At 67.6% G+C, this 22,504-nt stretch carries 22 protein-coding genes and 2 tRNA genes; 11 read left to right on the forward strand and 13 right to left on the reverse strand.

The annotated features are described in order from the left end of the window. Positions 1-10 precede the first annotated feature (10 nt). The 3 genes from AC0KUR_RS24945 to trxB form a co-directional block, all read right to left on the reverse strand. The gene (locus AC0KUR_RS24945; protein WP_226251656.1) at positions 11-661 is read right to left on the reverse strand and encodes a trimeric intracellular cation channel family protein; all 651 of its coding nucleotides are present in this window, start codon (positions 659-661) and stop codon (positions 11-13) included. Further along, the gene (locus AC0KUR_RS24950; protein WP_226251657.1) at positions 621-1,400 is read right to left on the reverse strand and encodes a Smr/MutS family protein; all 780 of its coding nucleotides are present in this window, start codon (positions 1,398-1,400) and stop codon (positions 621-623) included. The genes AC0KUR_RS24945 and AC0KUR_RS24950 overlap by 41 nt, the downstream gene beginning before the upstream one ends. Positions 1,401-1,535: 135 nt before the next feature. Beyond that, positions 1,536-2,498 carry a thioredoxin-disulfide reductase gene (gene trxB, locus AC0KUR_RS24955; RefSeq protein WP_034187347.1) on the reverse strand — a complete coding sequence of 321 codons (963 nt, stop codon included), beginning with the start codon at positions 2,496-2,498 and terminating at the stop codon, positions 1,536-1,538. Between the two features lie 396 nt (positions 2,499-2,894). Here trxB and AC0KUR_RS24960 point away from each other — a divergent pair, with 396 nt between their 5' ends. The 3 genes from AC0KUR_RS24960 (at position 2,895) to AC0KUR_RS24970 (ending at position 7,427) form a co-directional block, all read left to right on the forward strand. Next, positions 2,895-5,204, forward strand: coding sequence for a DNA translocase FtsK (locus tag AC0KUR_RS24960; protein ID WP_034187348.1), 2,310 nt, complete (start codon positions 2,895-2,897; stop codon positions 5,202-5,204). Positions 5,205-5,250: 46 nt separating this feature from the next. Further along, the gene (lolA, locus tag AC0KUR_RS24965) at positions 5,251-5,940 is read left to right on the forward strand and encodes an outer membrane lipoprotein chaperone LolA (protein WP_034187349.1); all 690 of its coding nucleotides are present in this window, start codon (positions 5,251-5,253) and stop codon (positions 5,938-5,940) included. A 176-nt stretch (positions 5,941-6,116) separates the two neighbouring features. Continuing rightward, a complete protein-coding gene (locus AC0KUR_RS24970) occupies positions 6,117-7,427 on the forward strand; it encodes a replication-associated recombination protein A (protein ID WP_034187350.1) in 1,311 nt (436 codons plus the stop codon). Between the two features lie 48 nt (positions 7,428-7,475). Here AC0KUR_RS24970 and AC0KUR_RS24975 read toward each other — a convergent pair whose 3' ends face one another. Further along, a complete protein-coding gene (locus AC0KUR_RS24975; protein ID WP_034187351.1) occupies positions 7,476-7,745 on the reverse strand; it encodes a DUF2164 domain-containing protein in 270 nt (89 codons plus the stop codon). A gap of 250 nt (positions 7,746-7,995) precedes the next feature. On the opposite strand from AC0KUR_RS24975, the gene serS reads away from it, so the two are divergent. Then, on the forward strand, positions 7,996-9,297 hold the full coding sequence (gene serS / locus AC0KUR_RS24980; RefSeq protein ID WP_034187352.1) for a serine--tRNA ligase: 1,302 nt from the start codon (positions 7,996-7,998) through the stop codon (positions 9,295-9,297). 117 nt (positions 9,298-9,414) lie between these two features. Next, positions 9,415-9,505: transfer RNA gene (locus AC0KUR_RS24985), tRNA-Ser, on the forward strand. Positions 9,506-9,600: 95 nt separating this feature from the next. Here the strand turns inward: AC0KUR_RS24985 and AC0KUR_RS24990 are convergent. Next, a complete protein-coding gene (locus AC0KUR_RS24990; RefSeq protein ID WP_069706115.1) occupies positions 9,601-10,761 on the reverse strand; it encodes an alkane 1-monooxygenase in 1,161 nt (386 codons plus the stop codon). 545 nt (positions 10,762-11,306) lie between these two features. Between AC0KUR_RS24990 and AC0KUR_RS24995 the strand changes: the two genes are divergently transcribed. From AC0KUR_RS24995 to AC0KUR_RS25015, 5 genes are all read left to right on the forward strand, one after another. Beyond that, positions 11,307-11,942, forward strand: coding sequence for a GNAT family N-acetyltransferase (locus AC0KUR_RS24995; RefSeq protein WP_226103946.1), 636 nt, complete (start codon positions 11,307-11,309; stop codon positions 11,940-11,942). 169 nt (positions 11,943-12,111) lie between these two features. Beyond that, entirely contained in the window at positions 12,112-12,891 is a 780-nt protein-coding gene (gene minC / locus AC0KUR_RS25000) for a septum site-determining protein MinC (RefSeq protein ID WP_200087418.1), read from the forward strand. Positions 12,892-12,951: 60 nt separating this feature from the next. Further along, positions 12,952-13,767: a septum site-determining protein MinD gene (minD, locus tag AC0KUR_RS25005; protein ID WP_027783808.1), complete on the forward strand. Its 816-nt coding sequence runs from the start codon at positions 12,952-12,954 to the stop codon at positions 13,765-13,767. Positions 13,768-13,779: 12 nt separating this feature from the next. Beyond that, a complete protein-coding gene (gene minE / locus AC0KUR_RS25010; protein ID WP_006486661.1) occupies positions 13,780-14,034 on the forward strand; it encodes a cell division topological specificity factor MinE in 255 nt (84 codons plus the stop codon). A gap of 160 nt (positions 14,035-14,194) precedes the next feature. Continuing rightward, positions 14,195-14,596, forward strand: coding sequence for a YXWGXW repeat-containing protein (locus AC0KUR_RS25015; protein WP_034187356.1), 402 nt, complete (start codon positions 14,195-14,197; stop codon positions 14,594-14,596). A 116-nt stretch (positions 14,597-14,712) separates the two neighbouring features. On the opposite strand, the gene AC0KUR_RS25020 is transcribed toward AC0KUR_RS25015, so the two are convergent. Continuing rightward, positions 14,713-16,263, reverse strand: coding sequence for a chloride channel protein (locus AC0KUR_RS25020; RefSeq protein ID WP_069706149.1), 1,551 nt, complete (start codon positions 16,261-16,263; stop codon positions 14,713-14,715). A gap of 170 nt (positions 16,264-16,433) precedes the next feature. Here AC0KUR_RS25020 and waaC point away from each other — a divergent pair, with 170 nt between their 5' ends. Continuing rightward, positions 16,434-17,432 carry a lipopolysaccharide heptosyltransferase I gene (gene waaC / locus AC0KUR_RS25025; RefSeq protein WP_034187358.1) on the forward strand — a complete coding sequence of 333 codons (999 nt, stop codon included), beginning with the start codon at positions 16,434-16,436 and terminating at the stop codon, positions 17,430-17,432. Between the two features lie 20 nt (positions 17,433-17,452). Here waaC and AC0KUR_RS25030 read toward each other — a convergent pair whose 3' ends face one another. From AC0KUR_RS25030 to hemW, 7 genes are all read right to left on the reverse strand, one after another. Continuing rightward, positions 17,453-17,632, reverse strand: a complete 180-nt coding sequence (locus AC0KUR_RS25030) for a hypothetical protein (RefSeq protein ID WP_034187359.1) — start codon at positions 17,630-17,632, stop codon at positions 17,453-17,455. Positions 17,633-17,736: 104 nt separating this feature from the next. Then, positions 17,737-19,047, reverse strand: coding sequence for an MFS transporter (locus AC0KUR_RS25035; protein ID WP_059557142.1), 1,311 nt, complete (start codon positions 19,045-19,047; stop codon positions 17,737-17,739). A 311-nt stretch (positions 19,048-19,358) separates the two neighbouring features. Continuing rightward, positions 19,359-19,850, reverse strand: coding sequence for an energy transducer TonB family protein (locus tag AC0KUR_RS25040; protein ID WP_473376546.1), 492 nt, complete (start codon positions 19,848-19,850; stop codon positions 19,359-19,361). Positions 19,851-20,128: 278 nt separating this feature from the next. Beyond that, the gene (locus AC0KUR_RS25045) at positions 20,129-20,422 is read right to left on the reverse strand and encodes a hypothetical protein (RefSeq protein ID WP_473376547.1); all 294 of its coding nucleotides are present in this window, start codon (positions 20,420-20,422) and stop codon (positions 20,129-20,131) included. A 173-nt stretch (positions 20,423-20,595) separates the two neighbouring features. Beyond that, on the reverse strand, positions 20,596-20,991 hold the full coding sequence (locus AC0KUR_RS25050) for a hypothetical protein (RefSeq protein WP_124607790.1): 396 nt from the start codon (positions 20,989-20,991) through the stop codon (positions 20,596-20,598). Positions 20,992-21,140: 149 nt separating this feature from the next. Further along, positions 21,141-21,228 (reverse strand) — tRNA-Ser (locus AC0KUR_RS25055). A 44-nt stretch (positions 21,229-21,272) separates the two neighbouring features. Next, positions 21,273-22,487 (reverse strand): radical SAM family heme chaperone HemW, encoded by a 1,215-nt coding sequence (gene hemW / locus AC0KUR_RS25060; protein ID WP_034187382.1) that lies wholly within the window; start codon positions 22,485-22,487, stop codon positions 21,273-21,275. Positions 22,488-22,504 lie beyond the last annotated feature (17 nt).

Genomic DNA, 22,504 nt, shown 5'->3' on the forward strand with positions numbered 1-22,504 from the left:
GGCGGCGCGATCAGTGCGGCAGCCGCACGTCGAACTTGAACGTCGCGAGCCGCGCGACGAGGATGAAGCCGGTCGCGAGCAGCACGCTGTACACCGAGTCGAACTGCAGCCACACGAGCAGCAGGTAGAACCAGCAGCCGACGAACGCGCAGGTCGCGTACGGCCGCGAATCGCGCAGGATCAGCGGGATGTCGTTGCACAGCACGTCGCGCACGATCCCGCCGACCACACCGGTGATCACGCCCATCATCACCGCGATGAAGCGCGGCATCTCGGCGTCGAGCGCGATCGCCGTGCCCGAGATGCTGAAGATGCCGAGCCCGATCGCGTCGGCGATCAGCAGCAGCCGTTCGGCCGACAGCCGCGACAGCATCCGCAGCACGAACGGCGCGAACAGCGCGAGCACGAAGATCGCGATCACGTAGTCGTCGTGCACGACCCAGTAGAACGGCCGGCGCTCGAGCAGGATGTCGCGCAGCGTGCCGCCGCCGAACGCGGTCGCGAGCGCGACGACGAACGTGCCGACCGAGTCGAGGCGGTTCTTGCGCGCCTCGATGAAGCCCGAAATCGCGAAGGCCAGCGTGGCGATCGCCTCCAGTACCGCGATCGCGAGCGTCAGCCTAGGATGCGGCACGCGGCCCCCGCTCGGCGGGCGCCGCATGCGGCTGCAGCAGCACGAGCACCGCGCCTGCGCCGCCGTCGTTGCCGCGCGCCTCGCAGAACGCGATCACTTCTTCCTTCTGCACGAGCCACGCGCGCACCTTGCCCTTCAGCACGGGTTCCTTGCCGATCGAGCCGAGCCCCTTGCCGTGGATCACGCGCAGGCAGCGCAGCCCCTTCTTGCCGGCTTCGCGGATGAATTCGGCGAGCGCGTCGCGCGCCTCGTCGCGCCGCATCCCGTGCAGGTCGATCTGCGCCTGCACGATCCACGCGCCGCTTCTCAGCTTGCGCACGACGTCGCGGCTGATGCCGGGGCGGTGGTAATACAGCGAGTCGTCGCTGTCGAGCAGCGTCTCGGGATCGAATTCGTCGGACAGTGTCGCGTTCAGCACGGCTTCCTCGTCGCGCTGCGTCTGCTTCGGCACCGGGTCGGGCGGCGTGCGGCCCGACGACGCGCGCGGCGGCGCGTTCAGCGGCCGGATTGCGCCGATTTCGTTGCGGAACAGGTTCGCGTCGGCTTCCGCCTTGCGCTCGGCCTTCGCGGTTTCGACGCGCGCGCGTTCGCGGCGATCGGCTTCGCCTTGCAGCGACTGGCGCAATGCGCTGAGGCCCGCGAGGCCCTGGCCGCGCAGCGCGGCCGGATCGGGCGCGGGCGGCGGGGCGGCCGGCGCGGGGTTCGCGGGGCGGGCAGCGATCTTCCGCTTCGCGGGATCGCTCGGATGGGGATGGTTCTTCGCCATGATTCGGTAACAGGGCAGGCGCGTTCGGGCGCGCGGGCAAAAAAAAGCCGCTGCACGGCGGCAGCGGCTTTCCGGTCGGGCCCGCTTCGCGGCAGCGGACGCCATTGTAGCGCCCGGCGCGGCAAGGCTCGCGGCTTACTTCTTGTCGTGCAGGCTTTCGAGGTAACGCTGCGCGTCGAGCGCGGCCATGCAGCCCGTGCCCGCGCTCGTGATCGCCTGGCGATACACGTTGTCCTGCACGTCGCCCGCGGCGAACACGCCGGGGACGCTCGTCGACGTCGCGTTGCCGTGCAGGCCGCTCTTCGTCAGGATGTAGCCGTCCTTCATCTCGAGCTGGCCCTGGAACAGGTCGGTGTTCGGCTTGTGGCCGATCGCAACGAACACGCCCTGCACGGCGAGGTCTTCCGTCGCGCCGGTCTTCACGTTCTTGATGCGCAGGCCCGTGACGCCCGAATCCTCGCCCGTCACTTCGTCGAGCACGTGATCCCACTTGATGTCGACGACGCCTTCCTTCTGCTTTTCCAGCAGACGGTCGATCAGGATCGGCTCCGCGCGGAACTTGTCGCGGCGGTGGATCACGGTCACCTTCTTCGCGATACCCGTCAGGTAGAGCGCTTCCTCGACGGCCGTGTTGCCGCCGCCGATCACCGCGACTTCCTGGCCGCGATAGAAGAAGCCGTCGCAGGTCGCGCAGGCCGACACGCCCTTGCCCATGAACGATTCCTCGGACGGCAGGCCGAGATACTGGGCGGACGCGCCGGTCGCGATGATCAGCGAGTCGCACGTGTATTCGCCCGAGTCGCCGATCAGGCGGATCGGCTGCTCGTGCAGCTTCGCGGTGTGGATGTGGTCGAAGACGATTTCGGTGTTGAAGCGCTCGGCGTGCTCGAGGAAGCGCGCCATCAGCTCCGGACCCTGCACGCCTTTCGCGTCGGCCGGCCAGTTTTCGACGTCGGTCGTGGTCATCAGCTGGCCGCCCTGCGCGATGCCGGTGATCAGCACCGGGGACAGGTTGGCGCGAGCCGCGTAGACGGCAGCCGTGTAGCCGGCGGGGCCGGAACCGAGAATCAGGACTTTGGCGTGTTTGGGCGTGGACATGTGCGAATCCGTAAAAGGCGGCCGCGGCGGGCGGGGTAGGGCTCGCCGTACGATCCGGGTTGACCGGGATGCCGTCATAGATGGGTATCAGACGCGCATTATAAAGGCCCCGTTGCTGCGTTGCCGAACGAGAGTTTCAATCGTCGCGATAGCGTGTCGGGGCGGCCCGGCGGTGCCGGCGCGGCGGCAACGGGCGTCCGGCGGGCCCGAGGCGGCCGGTTGCCGCACGCTTGGGGCTGGCACGCCCGCCCCGCCCCAAGCGTGCGCAGGCGGCCGCTTCGGCATCCCGTCCCCGTTATGTAACCGTCATTTACACTTGGCGGCACGGTGCAGCGTTTACAATAAGCGGGATCGAACGACAGGCGGGCGCACGGCCCGTCCTCTTTATACGGATTCATGGCAAAAGCTCCTTATTCCGCCCAGGCACAGGCGTTGCCGCACCGGATGTCGAAGCTCCTCACGGAGATCCGCTGGATTCTCCAGGTCGCGCTCTGCGCCTTTCTGGTGATGGCCCTGCTGAGCTACAGCCGGCGCGATCCGAGCTGGACGCACGCCGCCCAGGTCGATCACATCTCGAACTGGGCCGGCCGCGTCGGCGCGTGGACGGCCGACATCATCCTGCTGCTGTTCGGCCTGTCCGCCTACTGGCTGATCGTGCCGCTCGGGCGGCGCATCGCGGTCAACTACCGCCGCATCACGCGCCACGAGGCGATTCCCGACGAACCCGAGCGGCCGATCGGCTGGCTCACCGAAATCTTTGCGTTCGTGCTGGTCGTGCTCGCGTGCGACGGCATCGAGGCGCTGCGCATGTGGTCGCTGAAGGTGCAGTTGCCGCGCGCGCCGGGCGGTGTCGTCGGCGAAGCCGTCGCGGGTGCGATGTCGCACGCGTTCGGCTTCACCGGCGGCACGCTGCTGCTGCTGATCGCGCTGGCGATCGGCCTGTCGCTGTATTTCCGCTTCTCGTGGCTGTCGGTCGCCGAGCGCGTCGGCGGCGCGATCCTGTCCGCCGTCAACGTCGCGAAGCTGCGCCGCGAGGCCGAACGCGACCGCAAGCTCGGCGAGGCCGCGGCCGTGCGCCGCGAGGGCAAGGTCGAAGAGGAGCGCGTGCGCATCGAGGATCACGAGCCGGTGACGATCGTGCCGCCGGTCGTCACGCCGGCGAAGTCCGAGCGCGTCGAGCGCGAGCGCCAGGTGCCGCTGTTCACCGACCTGCCGGGCGACTCGACGCTGCCGCCGGTGTCGCTGCTCGATCCCGCGCCGAAGACGCAGGAAGCGATTTCCGCCGATACGCTCGAATTCACGTCGCGCCTGATCGAGAAGAAGCTGAAGGATTTCGGCGTCGAGGCGAGCGTCGTCGCCGCGTATCCGGGCCCGGTCGTCACGCGCTACGAGATCGAGCCGGCCACCGGCGTGAAGGGCAGCCAGATCGTCAATCTCGCGAAGGATCTCGCGCGCTCGCTGTCGCTCGTGTCGATCCGCGTCGTCGAGACGATTCCCGGCAAGAACTACATGGCGCTCGAGCTGCCGAACCAGCGCCGCCAGACCGTGCACCTGTCCGAGATCATCGGTTCCGAGGTGTATGCGGCCGCCCCGTCGGCGCTGACGCTGAGCCTCGGCAAGGACATCGGCGGCAAGCCGGTGTGCGCGGATCTCGCGAAGATGCCGCACCTGCTGGTGGCCGGCACGACCGGTTCGGGCAAGTCGGTCGGGATCAACGCGATGATCCTGTCGCTGCTGTACAAGGCCACCGCCGAGCAGGTGCGCCTGATCCTGATCGATCCGAAGATGCTCGAAATGAGCGTCTACGAAGGCATTCCGCACCTGCTGTGCCCGGTCGTCACCGACATGCGCCAGGCCGGCCACGCGCTGAACTGGACGGTCGCGGAGATGGAGCGCCGCTACAAGCTGATGAGCAAGCTCGGCGTGCGCAACCTCGCCGGCTACAACAACAAGATCGACGAGGCGGCGAAGCGCGAGGAGAAGCTCCCGAATCCGTTCAGCCTGACGCCCGAGGATCCCGAACCGCTCGGCCGCCTGCCGAACATCGTCGTCGTGATCGACGAGCTGGCCGACCTGATGATGGTGGTCGGCAAGAAGGTCGAGGAACTGATCGCGCGGATCGCGCAGAAGGCGCGCGCGGCCGGCATCCACCTGATCCTCGCGACGCAGCGTCCGTCCGTCGACGTGATCACGGGCCTGATCAAGGCGAACGTGCCGACGCGGATCGCGTTCCAGGTGTCGTCGAAGATCGACTCGCGCACGATTCTCGACCAGATGGGCGCCGAATCGCTGCTCGGGATGGGCGACATGCTGTACCTGCCGCCCGGCAGCGGGCTGCCGGTGCGCGTGCACGGCGCGTTCGTCGCCGACGACGAAGTGCATCGCGTCGTCGAGAAGCTCAAGGAGCAGGGCGAGCCGAACTACGTCGAGGGCCTGCTCGAAGGCGGCACCGCCGACGGCGACGAGGGTTCGGCCGGCGCGGGAACCGGCGAAGGCGGCGGCGAGTCTGATCCGCTGTACGACCAGGCGGTCGAGATCGTCATCAAGAACCGCCGCGCGTCGATCTCGCTCGTGCAGCGTCATCTGCGGATCGGCTACAACCGCGCGGCTCGCCTGCTCGAGCAGATGGAACAATCGGGGCTCGTGTCGGCGATGTCGTCGAGCGGCAACCGCGAAATTCTTGTGCCGGCGCGCGACGCGGAATGAGTCCGCGGCGCCCGCCGCGCCGGCCACCCACGGAGAAAACCGCAATATGCAGCAACTTTCGTTCGCAATGTCCCTTCGTTCGACGCGGCGCTGGCTCGGCGCGGCGCTTGCCGGCGCATCGCTGATGCTCGCGGCGACGCACGCGTTCGCGGGCGGCACCGAGCAACTGAAGGCCTTCGTGTCGCAGGTGCGTTCGGCGAAAGGCGATTTCACGCAGCAGATCGTCAAGGCGCCGGCCAAGGGCGCGAGCGCCGCGCAGGCCGCGCCGAAGCCCACCGACAATTCGAGCGGCACGTTCGTGTTCGCGCGGCCGGGCAAGTTCATCTGGACGTACCAGAAGCCGTACCAGCAGGTGCTGCAGGCCGACGGCGACAAGCTGTACGTGTTCGACCGCGACCTGAACCAGGTCACCGAGCGCAAGCTGAACGGCGCGCTGGGCGCGAGCCCTGCCGCGATCCTGTTCGGCAGCAACGATCTCGACAAGAACTACACGCTGCGCGATGCCGGCGAGAAGGGCGGCATCGAGTGGCTCGAGATGCTGCCGAAGGCGCAGGACACGCAGTTCCAGCGGATCGGCATCGGTTTCCGGAACGGCACGCTCGCCGCGATGGAACTGCACGACGTGTTCGGCAACGTCACGCTGCTGACGTTTACGAACATCCAGACGAACCCGCCGCTGAAGGGCGATACGTTCAAGTTCGTGGTGCCGAAGGGCGCCGACGTGATCACCGGCTGACCGGCGCCGCGCGCCGCGTTTTCGCAACGGGCCCGCCGGTGACGGCGGGCCCGTGTCGTTTCCGCCTGCGGGCATCGGGCGTGGGCACTGGGCGCGGCGGCGCCGTCGCGCGGCTGTCATAATGTCGGGTCCGGCGGCCGGTTCGGCCGCCATCGTTTGATGTGGAGCGAGGGTTCATGTCCGACCTGTTTCAAGTCGAGCCGCGCCGCCCGCTCGCCGAGGCGCTGCGGCCGAAGACGCTCGCCGAGGTGATCGGCCAGACGCATTTGCTGGGCGAAGGCAAGCCGCTGCGGCTCGCGTTCGAATCGGGCAAGCCGCATTCGATGATCCTGTGGGGGCCGCCCGGCGTCGGCAAGACGACGCTCGCGCGCCTCACCGCGCTCGCGTTCGACTGCGAGTTCATCGCGCTGTCGGCCGTGCTCGGCGGCGTGAAGGACATCCGCGAGTCGATGGAGCAGGCGAAGGACACGCTGAACCGCACCGGCCGCCATACGATCCTGTTCGTCGACGAGATCCACCGCTTCAACAAGGGGCAGCAGGATGCGCTGCTGCCGTTCGTCGAGTCGGGTCTCGTGACCTTCATCGGCGCGACCACCGAGAACCCGAGCTTCGAGGTCAACTCGGCATTGCTGTCGCGTGCGCAGGTGTACGTGCTGAAGTCGCTGAACGACGACGAGATGCGGCAGTTGCTGAAGCGCGCGCAGGAAATCGCGCTCGACGGCCTCGCGTTCGACGACAAGGCGATCGATACGCTGGTCGGTTATGCGGACGGCGATGCGCGCCGCTTCCTGAACCTGCTCGAACAGGCGCAGACGGCGGCGACGTCGGCTGGTGTCGCGACGATCGACGCCGATTTCGTCAGCAGCGCGATGACGCTGAACGCACGGCGCTTCGACAAGGGCGGCGACAACTTCTACGACCAGATCTCGGCGCTGCACAAGTCGGTGCGCGGGTCGAGCCCGGACGGCGCGTTGTACTGGTTCTGCCGGATGATCGACGGCGGCGCCGACCCGAAGTATCTCGCGCGACGCATCGTGCGGATGGCATGGGAAGACATCGGGCTCGCCGATCCGCGCGCGCTGCAGGTGGCGAACGACGCGGCCGAAACCTACGAGCGGCTCGGCTCGCCGGAAGGCGAACTCGCGCTCGGGCAGGCGGTGATCTATCTCGCGTGCGCGGCGAAGAGCAACGCCGGCTACAACGCGTTCAACCAGGCGATGGCGTTCGTGAAGCAGGACAAGTCGCGCGAGGTGCCCGTGCATCTGCGCAACGCGCCGACCAAGCTGATGAAGGAACTCGGCTACGGCCACGCGTACCGTTACGCGCACGACGAGCCGAATGCGTATGCGGCCGGCGAGACCTACCTGCCGGACGGGATGCGCGAGCCGCGCTGGTACCAGCCGGTGCCGCGCGGGCTCGAATCGAAGATCGCCGACAAGCTCGCGTGGTTGCGCGAACTCGACCGCGAGGCCGGCAAGAAGGACTGACCGCGTGTTGCGCGGGCCGGTTCGGCCGCCGCCGCCGCCGCCGTTGCGTCAGCGCTTGCGGCCCGGCTGCTGTTTCTTCCAGTATTCGAACGGCTCCTCGTGGCATTCGATGTCGAGCTCGGCGACGCGCGCGTGCAGGCGTTCCTGCGCATCGGCGATCGCGAGGTTGTAGATCGCCGGTGCGATTTCCTCGACGAAGAAGTGCAGCAGCGCGCCGGCCTGGATGTTGCCGATCGGCTCGTCCATGTTTTCCGTGAAATAGCGTTGCAGCGACGCGATTGCGCGGTCGCGGACATCCTTGTCGAGTTCGATGGTCATCGGGTTCCCTGGGGGGCGGTGAGGCGAAGCCGGGTGCTTCGCCCGATCGGTTGCCGTCCGCCGGCGCCGCGGTTTTGCGATCCGCAACGGTCGGGCATACCGCGATTCGCCGGCCGCCGGCCTACGGGGCGGCAAGGCCATGTTGCCATGGCCGCCGCCCGTTTGGCGCATTGTCCGTTCGGCCGGTGCCGTGGCGGCCGCGCGGTGCGTTAGAATTCCCGTCTTACACAACGATTTTCCAAGTCCTCCCATGCTCGACATCCAGTTGCTGCGCAAAGACCTCGACGGCGTCGCGAAGCGCCTCGCCGATCGCGGCTACACCCTCGACGTCGCCGCGTTTTCCGCACTCGAAGCGGAACGCCGCGCGATCCAGACCCACACCGAAGAGCTCCAGGCGCGTCGCAACAGCCTGTCGAAGCAGATCGGCGCGATGAAGGGGAAGGGCGAGGACACGTCGGCCGTGATGGCCGAGGTCGGCGGGATCGGCGACGACATGAAGGCGTCGGAAGCCAGGCTCGGCGACATCCAGGCGCGCCTGTCCGACCTGATGCTGGGCATGCCGAACGTCGCGCACGAAAGCGTGCCGGTCGGCAAGGACGAAGCCGACAACGTCGAGGTGCGCCGCTGGGGCGCGCCGCGCCAGTTCGATTTCGAGGTGAAGGATCACGTCGATGTCGGCACGCCGCTCGGCCTCGATTTCGAGACGGGCGCGAAGCTCGCCGGCGCGCGCTTCACGATGCTGCGCGGTCCGATCGCGCGCCTGCACCGCGCACTCGCGCAGTTCATGATCGACACGCACACGCAGCAGCACGGTTATACCGAGACGTACACGCCGTACATCGTGAACCCGGAGATCCTCTACGGCACGGGCCAGCTGCCGAAGTTCGCGGACGACATGTTCCGCGTCGAGAAGGGCGGCGCCGAGAACACGGTCACGCAATACCTGATCTCCACGTCCGAGATCTCGCTGACGAACACCGTGCGCGAGTCGATCGTCGACGCGTCCGCGCTGCCGATCAAGCTGACCGCGCATTCGCCGTGCTTCCGCTCGGAAGCCGGTTCGTACGGCCGCGACACGCGCGGGATGATCCGCCAGCACCAGTTCGACAAGGTCGAGATGGTGCAGGTCGTCGCGCCGGAAACGTCGTACGCGGCGCTCGACGAGATGGTCGGCCACGCGGAAGCGATCCTGCAGAAACTCGGCCTGCCGTACCGCGTGATCACGCTGTGCACGGGCGACATGGGCTTCTCGGCCGCGAAGACGTTCGACCTCGAAGTGTGGCTGCCCGCGCAGAACACCTATCGCGAGATCTCGAGCTGCTCGAACACCGAGGCGTTCCAGGCGCGCCGGATGCAGGCGCGTTTCCGCAACGCGCAGGGCAAGCCGGAGCTTGTGCATACGCTGAACGGTTCGGGTCTCGCCGTCGGCCGCACGCTCGTCGCGGTACTGGAGAACTACCAGAACGCGGACGGTTCGGTCACGGTGCCGGACGTGCTGCGTCCGTACATGGGCGGCATGGCGCGCATCGACGCGCCGGCACAGGCGTCGTAACGCAGGCCTGCGAAGCCCTCGCAAAAAATTTTGCACAAAGGGCTTGTCAGCCAAGAAGAGATCGTTTTATAATCTTTTCTTTCGCGGAAATGACCAAACGCGAAATGCAGTAAGGAAGGAGAGGTGGCAGAGTGGTCGAATGTACCTGACTCGAAATCAGGCGTACGGTTTCCCCGTACCGTGGGTTCGAATCCCACCCTCTCCGCCAAAATACGAAGCCCCTTGATCCGGAAGGATCAAGGGGTTTTTCGTTTTGGGTCCGCGGCCATGCAATGACGGCCGCGGCGCCGTCCCCGGCCGATATCACGCCGCGGCCGGATACTGCGCCAGCACCCGGTCGCGGATCGACGGCTTGATGTTCGATCGCGCCATGTCGCCGCCGTAGTGCGCGACGACGCGCGGATTCATCACGCGATACCAGAGCGGCGGCACGTACGCGAACAGGATCATCGTCGCGTAGCCGGCCGGCAGTTGCGGCGAATCGTCGAAGTGGCGCAGCGCCTGGTACGAGCGCGTCGGGTTCGCGTGATGGTCGGCGTGCCGCTGCAGCTGGTACAGGAACAGGTTGGTCACGACGTGATTGCTGTTCCACGAATGCTGCGGCGTGCAGCGTTCGTAGCGGCCGCTCGGCAGCTTGCGGCGGCCGAGCCCGTAGTGCTCGACGTAGTTCACGACTTCGAGCAGCGAGGCGCCGTAGACGGCCTGGATCACGAGGAACGGGATCACGACCTTGCCGGCCATCGCGATCGCGATGCCCCACACGACGACCGTCATCGCCCACGCGTGCAGCACCTCGTTGCGCCAGGTCCACGGCGACCGCCCGAGCCGTTCGAGGCGCGCCTTCTCGAGCCGCCATGCCGAGCGGATGCTGCCGGTCACGGTGCGCGGCAGGAATGCCCAGAACGACTCTCCGTAGCGCGCGCTCGCCGGATCCTCGGCCGTCGCGACGCGCACGTGGTGGCCGCGGTTGTGCTCGACATAGAAGTGGCCGTACGCGACCGGCGCGAGCGTGATCTTCGCGAGCCAGCGTTCGAAGCGGTCGGTCTTGTGCCCGAGCTCGTGCGCGGTATTGATCGAGATGCCCGTCGCGGCGCCGAGCGACAGCGCGAAGCCGACGTAGTCGTACCACGCGAGCGCGTGCGTGCCGACGATCCATACGCACATGAAGAACGCGACGTATTCGACGCAAGTCGCCAGATAGACGATGAACCGGTAATAGCGCTCGCGTTCGAGGTGCGGCACGACGGCCTCGGGCGGGTTGTCGCGATCGTCGCCGATCAGCGTGTCGAGGACCGGAATCACGCCGAACGCGAACAGCGGGCCGAACCACCAGAACACGTGAAGGCCCGTCGACAGCGCGAGCTGCGCGGCGAGGATCGGCAGCGTGATCGTCAGTGCGCCCAGCAGCCACAGGTAACGCTTGCCATCCGACCAGCTCGCGGCCGATCCGTCGGTCATTGCCATTGTCTCCCTCCAGTCAGCGGGCCCGATGGGCGGCCGCATGCACGGTTGTTCGAATCCTCGTCGGCCCGCGACACGCGCGGCGCCACCGGATCGTTGCCCGGTTCTGCCTGTTATACGACCCGTGCGCGCGCTTGCCAAACACCGGCGCTAGGCGTGCGACTCCAAACGGAGGGCCGCGCGCGAGTCGCGCCCGAAAGGGCCGGCACGCGCTGATTGAAACATCCGGTGGAGACCGGATCGGCCGGCGCATCCCGCGCGCTGGTCAGACGAATCGGGAGGTGTGGCGTGCGCGCACATCGATCCTGCTCGCCTGCAACAAATGTTGCGTCGCAATAAACGAAGCGACGCGGGCAAGGTCGGAACACGTTTTGGGTTGCTCGTATTACGCAACATTACGGTGGCGAACATGACGGGCGGTGCACTTCGAAACGCGACTGCCGCGCATTGCAAGGCGAACCGGGCGAGACGTCGAGCGGCGAAGCGTCGACGGTTGTCCGTCGATGCGCATCGGCATGCCGATGCTGCACCTGCACACCGGTCGGCTCATGTCGCCGCGGGTGACACCTGTTGCCTTTCGATCCGCGCCGTCATTTGAAAATAACGATTTGACTCATGCCCCGCTTTCGGTTGAAGCTAATAGCTTGCTGTCCGAAGGGGGCTGTGCCTGCATGAGTTCGACCTTGACCGTTCGTCGTATCGTTGCCGACCAGGGCGGCGTGTATCGCGAACTCCGCGCCGCATCGCTGCGTGAGCCCTATGCGCCGGGCGAAGCGCCGGAGGCCGAATTGCTGACTGTCGAAACGGACGCGGCGTCGGCGATTGCCGCGCTGCGCGCCGTGTCCGACGAGTCGACGACTTTCCTGCTGTACACCGAAGGCCATCCGGCCGGCATGATCGGCGCGTATTTCGACAACACGCCCGATCGGCGCGCGTTCGTCAGCGAACTGTGGGTCGCGCATGCGGTGCGCCACCTGCGCGGCGGCGTGCTGCTGCTGGAGACGGCTACCGCCTGGCTCGCCGAGCGCGGCGCGAGCGAAGTCTATGCATGGATCGCCGATGCGAACCGCAACGCGATCCGTTTTTACGAGCGCGCGGGTTTCGGCAACACCGGTGAACATGCGCCGGTCGCGCGGATGCCGGGCGCGATGAAATCGCTGTTCGTGTCGCAGGTGAAGCACTGACGCCCCGTCGAAACGCGGGCCGCGCGGCGCGATGAGGGCTCCGCCGCCCGCTTGCCTGCCGCGTTGCCGGTTGCTTGCCCGCCCGGGCCGCCGCCACCCCGAGTCCCAAAAATAATGGCCGCACGCGTGGACGCCTGTAAAATACGCAAAAAATTTTTGCAGAGTGTCCATGTCGCTTAAAAAATCGCCATTCTTCGAGCTGCGCAGCGGATCGGTCGATACGTTGCTGTTCACCGTGAAGACGACCGATCTCGATGCGTTGCGTGCCGAACTGGTCAAGCGCTTCGAAGCGACTCCCGAGTTTTTCGCCGACGATGTCGTCGCGATCGACGTCCGCCGCCTGGCTGACGGCGAACGCGTCGCGCTCGCGGACATCCGGCAGATGCTGAACGACGTGCGGATGCGCCCGGTGGGCGTGGTCGCACTGGCCACGCAGGGCTGGGCGGGGGAAGCCGGCCTGCCGCTGCTCGAGGCGCGCGATCGCCGCGTGCCGGCCGCCAAGCCGGCCGAGGGCGCGGAACCGTCGCCGATCGCCGAGGCCGTCGTCGCCGCGGCCGCCGCTGCGACGCCCGAACCGGCGTCGGAGCAGGCGCCGGCATCGAATCAGCCGGGCGGCCAGACGCTCGTGATCGACCGGCCGTTGCGTTCGGGGCAGCAGATTTACGCGAAAGGAGACCTCGTGGTGCTCGCGCCGGTCAGTCACGGCGCGGAGATCATCGCGGAAGGCAATATCCACATCTACGCGCCGTTGCGCGGCCGCGCACTCGCGGGCGTGCACGGCAATCACGACGCGCGCATTTTCTGCACGTGTCTCGAACCGGAACTGATTTCGATCGCGGGTATCTATCGAACAACCGAGAACCCGCTGCCCGCCGACGTACTGGGCAAATCGGTGCAGATCCGGCTCGAAGAGGAAAAACTGATGATCGAACCGCTGCGCCTGACGTAAATTCACGCGGCACGCTCCGGATCGATCGGCTCTCATTGACGAACACAGGGTATTGGGTAAATGGCAAAAATCATCGTGGTGACCTCGGGCAAGGGCGGCGTGGGCAAGACGACGACGAGCGCGAGCTTTGCGTCCGGTCTCGCGCTGCGCGGCCACAAGACGGCCGTGATCGACTTCGACGTCGGCCTGCGCAACCTCGATCTCATCATGGGCTGCGAGCGTCGCGTCGTGTATGACCTCGTGAACGTGATCCAGGGCGAAGCGAACCTGAACCAGGCGCTGATCAAGGACAAGAAGTGCGAGAACCTGTTCATCCTGCCGGCGTCGCAGACGCGCGACAAGGATGCGCTGACGCGCGACGGCGTCGAGAAGGTGCTGAACGACCTCGTCGCGATGGATTTCGAATACATCGTCTGCGATTCGCCGGCCGGTATCGAGGCCGGCGCGCTGCACGCGATGTACTTCGCGGACGAGGCGCTGATCGTCACGAACCCGGAAGTGTCGTCGGTGCGCGACTCCGACCGCATTCTGGGCATCCTGTCGTCGAAGACGAAGCGCGGGACCGAAGGCAAGGAGCCGATCAAGGAACACCTGCTGATCACGCGCTACAGCCCGAAGCGCGTGAGCGAAGGCGAGATGCTGTCGCTCGAGGACATCAGCGAGATCCTGCGCATCAAGCTGATCGGCGTGGTGCCCGAGTCGGAAGCCGTGCTGCACGCGTCGAACCAGGGTCTGCCGGCGGTGCATATCGACGGCACCGACGTCGCCGAAGCGTACAAGGACGTCGTCTCTCGCTTCCTCGGCGAGGACAAGCCGCTGCGCTTCACCGACTACCAGAAGCCGGGCCTGCTGCAGCGCCTCTTCGGCAGCAAGTAACGGAGGCCGCCCATGTCCATCCTTTCGTTTCTCCTCGGCGAGAAGAAAAAGTCCGCATCGGTCGCGAAGGAGCGCTTGCAGCTCATCATCGCGCACGAGCGGGTCGGCGGCCGGCCGCCGGCCGATTACCTGCCGGCGCTGCAGAAGGAACTCGTCGCCGTCATCTCGAAGTACGTCCATATTTCGAACGATGACATCCGCGTGAGCCTCGAGCGCCAGGACGACCTCGAAGTCCTCGAAGTGAAGATCGAGATCCCGCAAGCCTGACGCTTGCCGGTGTCCCTCCGCACGGCGGCCCCCGCCGTCGTGCGCGTCTTACGCCCTGTTGCACTTTCGGGCACGCCGTAACACGGCGCCTGTCGGCCGTAACCGCCCCTCCCGCATTGAACGAATACGCTCGCGTTATTTGTTCAACCAGGAGGTTGTGATGGCTGTCTCATCTGTTCAACGTCGTATCGTTTCGCTCGCGCTGTTTGCCGCGGGCCTGTCAGCCGTCGTCGCACCGTTTGCCGCGCAGGCGGACGAGATTCTCGTCGGCACACCCGTGATCGCGCCGCAGGGCCGTGTGGTCGTCGCCGAGCCGGTTGCCGTGCGCACCGAGGAGATCGTCGTCGTTGCGCCGAATGCGCCGCCGCCCGTGCGCTACGAGGTCGTGCCGACCGCGCGCGTGGGCTACGTGTGGGAGCGCGGGCACTGGCACTGGGACCATGGCCGCTACGTGTGGATCGGCGGCCACTGGGAAGCCGAGCGCGTCGGCATGCAATGGGTGCCGGGCCACTGGGACCAGCGCGGTCCGAACTGGTTCTGGACCCGTGGCCACTGGGCGTGACGGAGGCGCGTGATGAGAAGAACCGTCATCGCCGTCGCGCTCGTCGCGATCACGCTGGCCGGGTGCGTCGTCGTGCCGGCGCGGCCCGTCTACTACCGGCCCGCACCGGTCGTGATCTACTGAGCGTCGCGCGGGCCCGGCTGCGCGGGGCCACTCGCGCCGGGCGCGGCCGGTTCGGTGCCGTCCGGAGCCGGCGCGTGCGCCGTGGGGGCGCCCGGCGTCGCAGCGACAGCCTCGTCGCCGTCTTCGTCGCGCAACGTGTCGAGCGGATCGGCGGGCGCGGCAGCGGCGTCCTGCGGCTCGGTCACGCCGGTCGCAGCCGCCGTGCTCGCCGCCGATGCCGCGGCGGGTGCGGCGGCCGCCGCGGGCGGCGCGAGATAACGCTGCGCGAGCGTTTCGTAGAGCGGCGGCGCGAAAAAGCGCGAGACCCGGCTCGACACCAGCGCGGTCGCCATCAGCGAAATCACGAGCGCATGGCCGTTGATCATTTCCATCACGATCACGAACGACGTGATCGGCGACTGCGTGACGGCCGCCAGATAGCCGACCATCGCGAGCGCGATCAGCATCGGCAGGCTCATGTTGTTGAACACGACGTGCAGCAGGTTGCCGAACCCGGCGCCGATCGACAGCGACGGCGCGAAGATCCCGCCCGGGATGCCCGGCAGGTACGACGCGACCATCGAGATCATCTTCAGGAACGGATAGAACACCGACAGGTGCTGGCTGCCGTCGAGCAGGCCGCGCGCCTCGGCGTAGCCGCTGCCGAAGGTCGTGCCGCCCGACACCAGGCCGACGACGGCGATCGCGAAGCCGCACAGCGCGGCGAACGTGATCGGCCGCTCGCGATACAGGCCCAGCAGCCGCGCGGGCAGCCAGCGCCCCGTGTTCAGCAGCAGCCAGCAGAACAGGCCGCCGGCGATGCCCGTGACGATCGCGGTGACCAGCACCGCGACCGCCAGCAGCTTCGGAAAGTGGAGGCCCGTGTCGATCGTGCCGAAGTACGTGTAGTTGCCGTTCAGGCCGAGCGCGACGACGCCGGCGAGGATGATCGCGGTGATCAGCACGCCGCTGGCGCGCGCGGAGAAGCTGCGCGTCAGCTCCTCGATCGCGAACACGATCCCGGCGAGCGGCGTATTGAACGCGGCCGACAGCCCGGCCGCCGCGCCGGCCAGCACGAGCTGGCGTTCGATCTGCGCGTTCGAGCGCGGGTAGAAGCGCCGCAGGTTGAACATCAGCGCCGCGCCGACCTGCACGGTCGGCCCCTCGCGGCCGATCGTGAAGCCGCCCAGGATGCCCAGGAACGAAATCAGCACCTTGCCGAACAGGATGCGCAGCGTCAGCAGCCGGGCGCCGAACGCGCTCGGGCGCGCATGCAGCGTCGCGATCACCTGCGGGATGCCGCTGCCTTCGGCGCCACGGAAGAACCGGCGCGTGAGCCATACCGACGCGGCGGCGATCGCGGGCGTCAACAGCAGCGGCAACCATGCGGCGTGCTCGCGCATCGCGCGGAAGGACTCGTAGCCCCAGTCGATCAGCCGCGCGTAAAGTACGGCTGCCAGCCCGACGACGATCGCGCCGAGCCAGAAGACGCCGTACTGGCGCCAGATTCGCAGCGAGCGGCGGGTGAGGGCGGGAAACAGGGCGGGAAGCGCGGGGCGTGGCATCGGCGGGGCCATCAGGCAAAGGATCGATTATAGAAAGAACCGGGGCCGCGCAGTCGGGTGACAATGTTTTGCAAGGTTGTAGCATTTCGTTGCAAATGTAATCAGGAAGTAATGTCCGCGACGGGCATCCGTCGTTAGCATCCCCAAATGGCTGGCTCTTCCCCGCAAACGTGAAACGCATCCTCATCGTGAAAGTGACGTCGCTCGGCGACGTCGTCCAGACGCTCCCTGTCGTCGCGGACCTGCATCGTGCCTTTCCCGGCGTGGCGGTCGACTGGGCCGTGGACGAATCGTGTGCCGAGGTCGTGCGCTGGCATCCGGGCGTGAGCGCCGTGCTGTGCGCGCCGCTGCGTCGCTTCAAGAAGCTGCGGAATGTCGGCGACCTGAAGGCGATCTCGGCGTCGATCGGCGCGTTGCGCGCGCATCGCTACGATGCGGTCATCGATCTGCATGGGGTCTACAAGAGCGCGATCATCTCGGCGCTGGCACGCGCCGCGCGCCGTGTCGGCTACCAGACGCAGGATCTCGGCGAAGCGGGCGCGCGCTTCGCGTATTCGCATCGTTTCGGCCCGCGGCCGGATTGCGACGCGTGGCACGGGATGCGCGTGAGCGCTGGCGAGGCGCTCGGCTACCGGCCCGAAGGCATCGCGTCATACGGCATCGTTCCGCCGCAGGACGCGAACCTGCCGCCGGCCGTGACCGACGGCGGACCGTTCATGCTGCTGTTCCATGCGACGTCGAATCCCGACAAGAAATGGCCGGCCGACCATTGGGCCGCGCTGGCCACGCAGATGATGGCGAGCGGTGTGCGGGTGCTGTTGCCGTGGGGATCGAGCGCCGAGCGTGACGATGCGCAGGACATCGCCGCGCGCGCGCCGGGCGCGATCGTGTTACCGGCGATGACGGTGCGCGAACTTGGTGCGGCGCTCGGCCGGGCCGCGCTGGTGGTGGGGGTCGATACGGGGTTCGTCCATATGGCGCACGCGCTGCGGCGGCCGACCGTGATGATTTTCGTCGCGACGTCGCGCCACCATTGCGGGATCGGCGGTGCGCCGAACGCGCTGTCGATCGGCGAGCCCGGCGCGATGCCGTCCGTCGACGAGGCGCTGGATGCGATCGATGCGGTCGCCCCTGCCTATGGCGCGCAGCGCGCGCGACTGACCGCCTGAAGGCCGGGCCGCCGGCCGGTTCAGGCCAGCAGCGCCTCGACCGTGATGACGGCGGCGACAGCCGCCAGATTCGCCAGCAGCGCCTCGAACACGAGGCCGCGCCACGTCTTCGGCCGGAACCGCAGCGCCAGCAGCAGCGCGCCACCCAGCGCGAGTGCGAGGATCAGGACGAGATCGGCATTGCCGAGGCGGATGGTCATGGCGGCGGCTCCTTTCGGGGCGGGATCCCCGGGCGCGCAACGGCGCGCCCAGGATCGAGTATAGGCAGCGCCTGCCGCCGCACAACCCGGGTCGCCCCGGAGGCTCAGACGAGCGATGCGTCGCGCGTTTCGCGCATCAGCAGCACGCCGATCAGGCTGATCGCCGCCGCGATCGACACGTAGCCGCCAACCCACGACAGCCCGCCGCGCGCCGCCAGCAGCTGCGCGATATATGGCGCAATCGACGCGCCGAGGATCCCGCCGAGGTTGTATGCCACGCCCGCGCCCGTATAGCGGACGTTGGTCGGGAACAGCTCCGGCAGCAGCGCGCCCATCGGTGCGAACGTCACGCCCATCAGGAACAGTTCGATCGTCAGGAACAGCGCGACGAGCGGCATCGAGCCGCTGCCGAGCAGCGGCTCCATCGCGAAACCCGACAGCAGCGCGGCGATCGCACCGGCGATCAGCACCGGCTTGCGGCCAAAGCGGTCCGACGCCCAGGCGGACAGCGGCGTCGCGAGCCCCATGAACACGACGGCAAGGCACAGCAGCCCGAGGAAGCTCTGGCGCGGAATATGCAACGCCGTCACGCCGTACGACAGCGAGAACACCGTCGAGATATAGAACAGCGTATAGCAGACGACCATCGCGAGCGCGCCGAGCAGCGTCGGCTGCCAGTGTTGCGTGACGAGCGTCGCGACCGGCACGCGCACGCGTTCGTTGCGCTCGAGCGCGGCCTGGAACGCGGGCGTCTCGGTGATCTTCAGCCGCACGTACAGGCCGAGCGCGACGAGTACCGCGCTGACGAGGAACGGAATGCGCCAGCCCCAGCTGCGGAACTGCTCGTCGGACAGCGACAGCGCGAGCGCGAAGAACAGGCCGTTCGACATCAGGAAGCCGACCGACGGCCCGAGTTGCGGGAACATCCCGAACCAGCCGCGCTTGCCCCGCGGCGCGTGCTCGGTCGCGAGCAGCGCCGCGCCGCCCCATTCGCCGCCGAGGCCGATGCCCTGGCCGAAGCGCAGCACGCACAGCAGCACCGGCGCGAGCGTGCCGATCGCGTCGTAGCCGGGCACGAAGCCGATCGCGGTGGTCGACACGCCCATCACGAGCAGCGACGCGACGAGCGTCGACTTGCGGCCGATGCGGTCGCCGAAGTGCCCGAACAGGAACGAGCCGATCGGGCGGGCAATGAACGCGATGCCGAACGTGACGAACGCGGACAGCGCCTGTGCGGTCGCGGAACCATGCGGGAAGAATACGGGGCCGATGACGAGCGCGGCGGCCGTTGCGTACACATAGAAATCGTAGAACTCGATCGCGGTGCCGATGAAGCTCGCGAACACGATGCGCCGGTGGCTGACGGCGCCGGCCGAACCGGTTGCGTGAGCAACGGTCGGGGGGGATGCGGACATGGATGTCTCCGTTTTGTCGTTGGGGCGGTCGGCCGGGGGTGCGGCCGGACAGGCGGGCGCCTGCCGGGTGCGGCCGAGCGGATGATGCGGGTGCTGCGGATGACGCGAGGGCGGCGTGGACGCGCGCCGTGACGCGGACGTCACCCGCCGGTCGACGATGGAGACGGGTAGGTCGCCGCCGCCCGGTGCCGGCGTGGTCGGCTCGCGTGCCGGGTGGAGCGCGCGAACGCGCGCGCGGCGTGATGGCCGCGCGGGTGCGGAAAATTATAGCCAGCGCCGCGGCAGGCCGGCAATCGCGCGGCGGCGGCGCGTCAGTCGATCGATTGCGCCTGCGCGGACGCCGTGCTTTGCAGCTGGAAGTGGCCGTCGTCGTTGAAGAGCCAGCCTTCCATCAGTTCGAGCCGGCCGTTGCCGTCGAGCAGCCGCGGCGGCGGCGCCGGCAGCGGCGTCGAGCGGCGCAGCGATGCGAGGGCGAGCGCTTCGGCCTCGCTGTCGCCGTTGCTGCGATAGACGGACGCGTTGACGAGACGGCCACTGCCGTCGACGGTGAAGGACACGACGACGAGCGATCGGAGCATCGCCTGCGGCGTGCCGCGCAGCATGCCGGACGGATTGCGCTCGGCGACGCGGTGCGCGACTTCGACGCGATACTGGTCGAGGTTGCCGCTGCGGACGATCGACGGAATCGTCAGCACCGAGTGTAGCGACGAAGGGGGCGTGATCGTGCACGCGGCAAGCAGGGCGGCGACGGCCAGCGCGGCAACACGCAGCCGGGCGACGCGCGGACGGAGAGGGGGGCGCATGAGGTGACGGCCGGAAGGGACTATAAAAAAATGATAGGCGTCCCGGCGCGAGACGATATGGGGAGAAACGCATAGCACGCGAGGCCGGACACTGTGATCGCCGATGATGACGGCCGGGCGGTCGCATCGCGCATCGCGATGTAACGCGACGCGTGGCGGCTGCGTGCGTGGCGCAAGGTTGAACGGCACGCCGCGATCGTCCGGCCGGGCATGACGGCCCGCCGGTGCGCACCGCGGCCAGCCGGCCGCGCGATCGCCCGCGAGGCCTTTCACCGGGTTCAGAAGCCGTGCGTGACGAGCGACAGTACCGACAGGTCGGGGTGCGTGCCGTCGATGATGCTCTTGCCGATGTGCACGGCTTCATGGACGGCCTCGTCGACGGTCGCGAAGCTTTCCTCGCCATCCGCGTGAAACGCCACGGCATGGCCGGGCAGCGCGGGGTTCGCGCCCGGATGGCACACGTAGCCGGTGTAGGTATGGCGCGTGTCGCTGCCGGGCACGGCGGCCGGCACGACATGGATCTCGAAGCCTTCGTAATCGACGGGTTGCGTCGCGCTCGACAGTTCGGTCATGGCGATCTCCGTGTGCCGCGCGCAGGGGTGGCGCGTGCGGCATCGAGTACGCGGCGGCGGTCGTGTCGCCGTGTTGAACGAATTCTAGGTGATCGCGGGGCGGGCCGGGAGGCTTCCGGCGCGGCATTCGGGCACGTTCCGTCCCGATTGGAAGCGGCGCGTGCGAGGCGGCGTCATGGCTTGCAGCGCGCATCCTTGCGCTGCACGACGATGATCACCGGGTATTTCTGGCCGTGGTCGAGTTCCACGCGCGCGACGACGGTGAGCGTCGCCGGATCGGAATCGTCGTACACGCTGACCTGTTCGTTGCGCAGGTAGGTGACGCCGGTGCAATTGGACGTGCGTCCGTCGTCCGACACCTTGCACTGAAGATCGTTGTCCTTCAGGTAGTTGTACGGTGCCGGGCTCGCGAGGTATTCGCTCAGGCCGCGCGGCGAACCGCCGACGCCGCTGACGGTTGCGATCGCGCACGATGCCTGCGCGCCGCTGCCGGACCCGGTGTCGGCGGCCGCATGCGTGCTGACGGCGGCCAGCATGGCGACGAGCGACGAGACGATGAGGGGCTTCATGAAGTGGGTTTCCCGTTTCGCGAATCGGAGCGCGGGATTGTAACGGCATCCGGCGCGACGCGTCGGAACGTGAGGAGCACGCACGCACGGGCAAACCGCCAAACAAAAACCCCGTCATTCGATGAATGGACGGGGTTTGGCGAACTTCCTGGCGGAAGCGGTGAGATTCGAACTCACGGACAGTTTCCCGTCGCCGGTTTTCAAGACCGGTGCCTTAAACCGCTCGGCCACGCTTCCACACGAGGCGGCATTGTAACCGAAATGCCGCCTCGTTCATCCCGTCAATCGTCACGCAGGAACAATTCCTGCAGGTCGTTGAGAAAACGCTGGCCGAGCGGTGTCGGCGCGATCTGCGCGAAATCGCGCGCGATCAGCCCGCGTCGCTCCGCTTCCTGCAGCGCCGGCTCGATCGTGCTCATCGGCAGGCCCGTACGCTCCGCGAAACTGTGCACGGGGAAGCCCTCGACGAGCCGCAGCGTGTTCAGCATGAACTCGAACGGCAGGTCGCGGGCGCCGACTTCGCGCTCTTCCTGCACGGCCGTGCCGGCCTTCGCCTGCTCGATGAAGGTCGCCGGATGCTTGTAGCGCGCCTGCCGCAGGATCCGGTTCGGGAACGACAGCTTCGTGTGCGCGCCCGCGCCGATTCCGAGGTAGTCGCCGAAGCGCCAGTAGTTCAGGTTGTGCTTGCACTGATGATTCGGCTTCGCATACGCGGACACCTCATAGCGTCCGTAGCCGGCCTCGGCCGTGCGTGCGTGGATCCACTCCTGCATGTCGGCCGACGCGTCGTCGTCGGGGACGACGGGCGGGAACTTCGCGAACAGCGTGTTCGGCTCGAGCGTCAGGTGATACAGCGACAGATGCGGCGGCGCGAACGACAGCGCGGTCTCGATGTCGGTGCGGCATTCGTCGAGCGTTTGGTTCGGCAGCGCGAACATCAGGTCGAGGTTGAAGTTGTCGAAGTTCTTCGCGGCGATCTCGACGGCCGCGCGCGCCTGCGCGGTATCGTGAATCCGGCCGAGCGCCTTCAGGTGCGTTTCGTTGAAGCTCTGGATGCCGACCGACAGGCGGTTCACGCCGCTCGCGCGGAACTGCGCGAACTTCGCGGCTTCGAACGTGCCCGGATTCGCCTCGAGCGTGATCTCGGCATCGGCGTCGAGCGGCAGCAGCGCGCGCACGTCGGACAGCATCCGGTCGAGGCCGGCCGCCGACAGCAGGCTCGGCGTGCCGCCGCCGATGAACACGGTATGCACCTGCCGCCCCCACACGAGCGGCAGTGCCTGCTCGAGATCGGCACGCAGTGCATCGAGGTACTCGGTTTCCGGGAATCGTTCGCCTTTCCATTCGTGCGAGTTGAAATCGCAATACGGGCACTTGCGCACGCACCACGGGAAATGCACGTACAGCGCGAGCGGCGGCAGCGACGTGAGCCGCACCTGGCCGGGCGACGTGAAGGTCGCGACGACGCGCGCGCCGGTTTGCGCGGCCTGGCTCATGCAACCCCCTGCGGCGA

Source organism: Burkholderia sp. YHN3-13 (assembly GCF_055810675.1).

Excerpts from the sequence above, each read along its gene's own strand:
- AC0KUR_RS25030 (WP_034187359.1), bottom strand. The coding sequence starts at position 17,632 with ATGACCATCCGCCTCGGCAATGCCGATCTCGTCCTGATCCTCGCACTC.
- AC0KUR_RS25015 (WP_034187356.1), top strand. The coding sequence starts at position 14,195 with ATGGCTGTCTCATCTGTTCAACGTCGTATCGTTTCGCTCGCGCTGTTT.
- AC0KUR_RS24990 (WP_069706115.1), bottom strand. The coding sequence starts at position 10,761 with ATGGCAATGACCGACGGATCGGCCGCGAGCTGGTCGGATGGCAAGCGT.
- AC0KUR_RS25040 (WP_473376546.1), bottom strand. The coding sequence starts at position 19,850 with ATGCGCCCCCCTCTCCGTCCGCGCGTCGCCCGGCTGCGTGTTGCCGCG.
- lolA (WP_034187349.1), top strand. The coding sequence starts at position 5,251 with ATGCAGCAACTTTCGTTCGCAATGTCCCTTCGTTCGACGCGGCGCTGG.
- AC0KUR_RS25045 (WP_473376547.1), bottom strand. The coding sequence starts at position 20,422 with ATGACCGAACTGTCGAGCGCGACGCAACCCGTCGATTACGAAGGCTTC.
- minC (WP_200087418.1), top strand. The coding sequence starts at position 12,112 with ATGTCGCTTAAAAAATCGCCATTCTTCGAGCTGCGCAGCGGATCGGTC.
- serS (WP_034187352.1), top strand. The coding sequence starts at position 7,996 with ATGCTCGACATCCAGTTGCTGCGCAAAGACCTCGACGGCGTCGCGAAG.
- AC0KUR_RS25020 (WP_069706149.1), bottom strand. The coding sequence starts at position 16,263 with ATGCCACGCCCCGCGCTTCCCGCCCTGTTTCCCGCCCTCACCCGCCGC.
- AC0KUR_RS24975 (WP_034187351.1), bottom strand. The coding sequence starts at position 7,745 with ATGACCATCGAACTCGACAAGGATGTCCGCGACCGCGCAATCGCGTCG.
- AC0KUR_RS25035 (WP_059557142.1), bottom strand. The coding sequence starts at position 19,047 with ATGTCCGCATCCCCCCCGACCGTTGCTCACGCAACCGGTTCGGCCGGC.
- AC0KUR_RS24945 (WP_226251656.1), bottom strand. The coding sequence starts at position 661 with ATGCGGCGCCCGCCGAGCGGGGGCCGCGTGCCGCATCCTAGGCTGACG.
- AC0KUR_RS24950 (WP_226251657.1), bottom strand. The coding sequence starts at position 1,400 with ATGGCGAAGAACCATCCCCATCCGAGCGATCCCGCGAAGCGGAAGATC.
- AC0KUR_RS25050 (WP_124607790.1), bottom strand. The coding sequence starts at position 20,991 with ATGAAGCCCCTCATCGTCTCGTCGCTCGTCGCCATGCTGGCCGCCGTC.
- minE (WP_006486661.1), top strand. The coding sequence starts at position 13,780 with ATGTCCATCCTTTCGTTTCTCCTCGGCGAGAAGAAAAAGTCCGCATCG.
- trxB (WP_034187347.1), bottom strand. The coding sequence starts at position 2,498 with ATGTCCACGCCCAAACACGCCAAAGTCCTGATTCTCGGTTCCGGCCCC.
- AC0KUR_RS24960 (WP_034187348.1), top strand. The coding sequence starts at position 2,895 with ATGGCAAAAGCTCCTTATTCCGCCCAGGCACAGGCGTTGCCGCACCGG.
- hemW (WP_034187382.1), bottom strand. The coding sequence starts at position 22,487 with ATGAGCCAGGCCGCGCAAACCGGCGCGCGCGTCGTCGCGACCTTCACG.
- AC0KUR_RS24995 (WP_226103946.1), top strand. The coding sequence starts at position 11,307 with ATGTCGCCGCGGGTGACACCTGTTGCCTTTCGATCCGCGCCGTCATTT.
- minD (WP_027783808.1), top strand. The coding sequence starts at position 12,952 with ATGGCAAAAATCATCGTGGTGACCTCGGGCAAGGGCGGCGTGGGCAAG.
- AC0KUR_RS24970 (WP_034187350.1), top strand. The coding sequence starts at position 6,117 with ATGTCCGACCTGTTTCAAGTCGAGCCGCGCCGCCCGCTCGCCGAGGCG.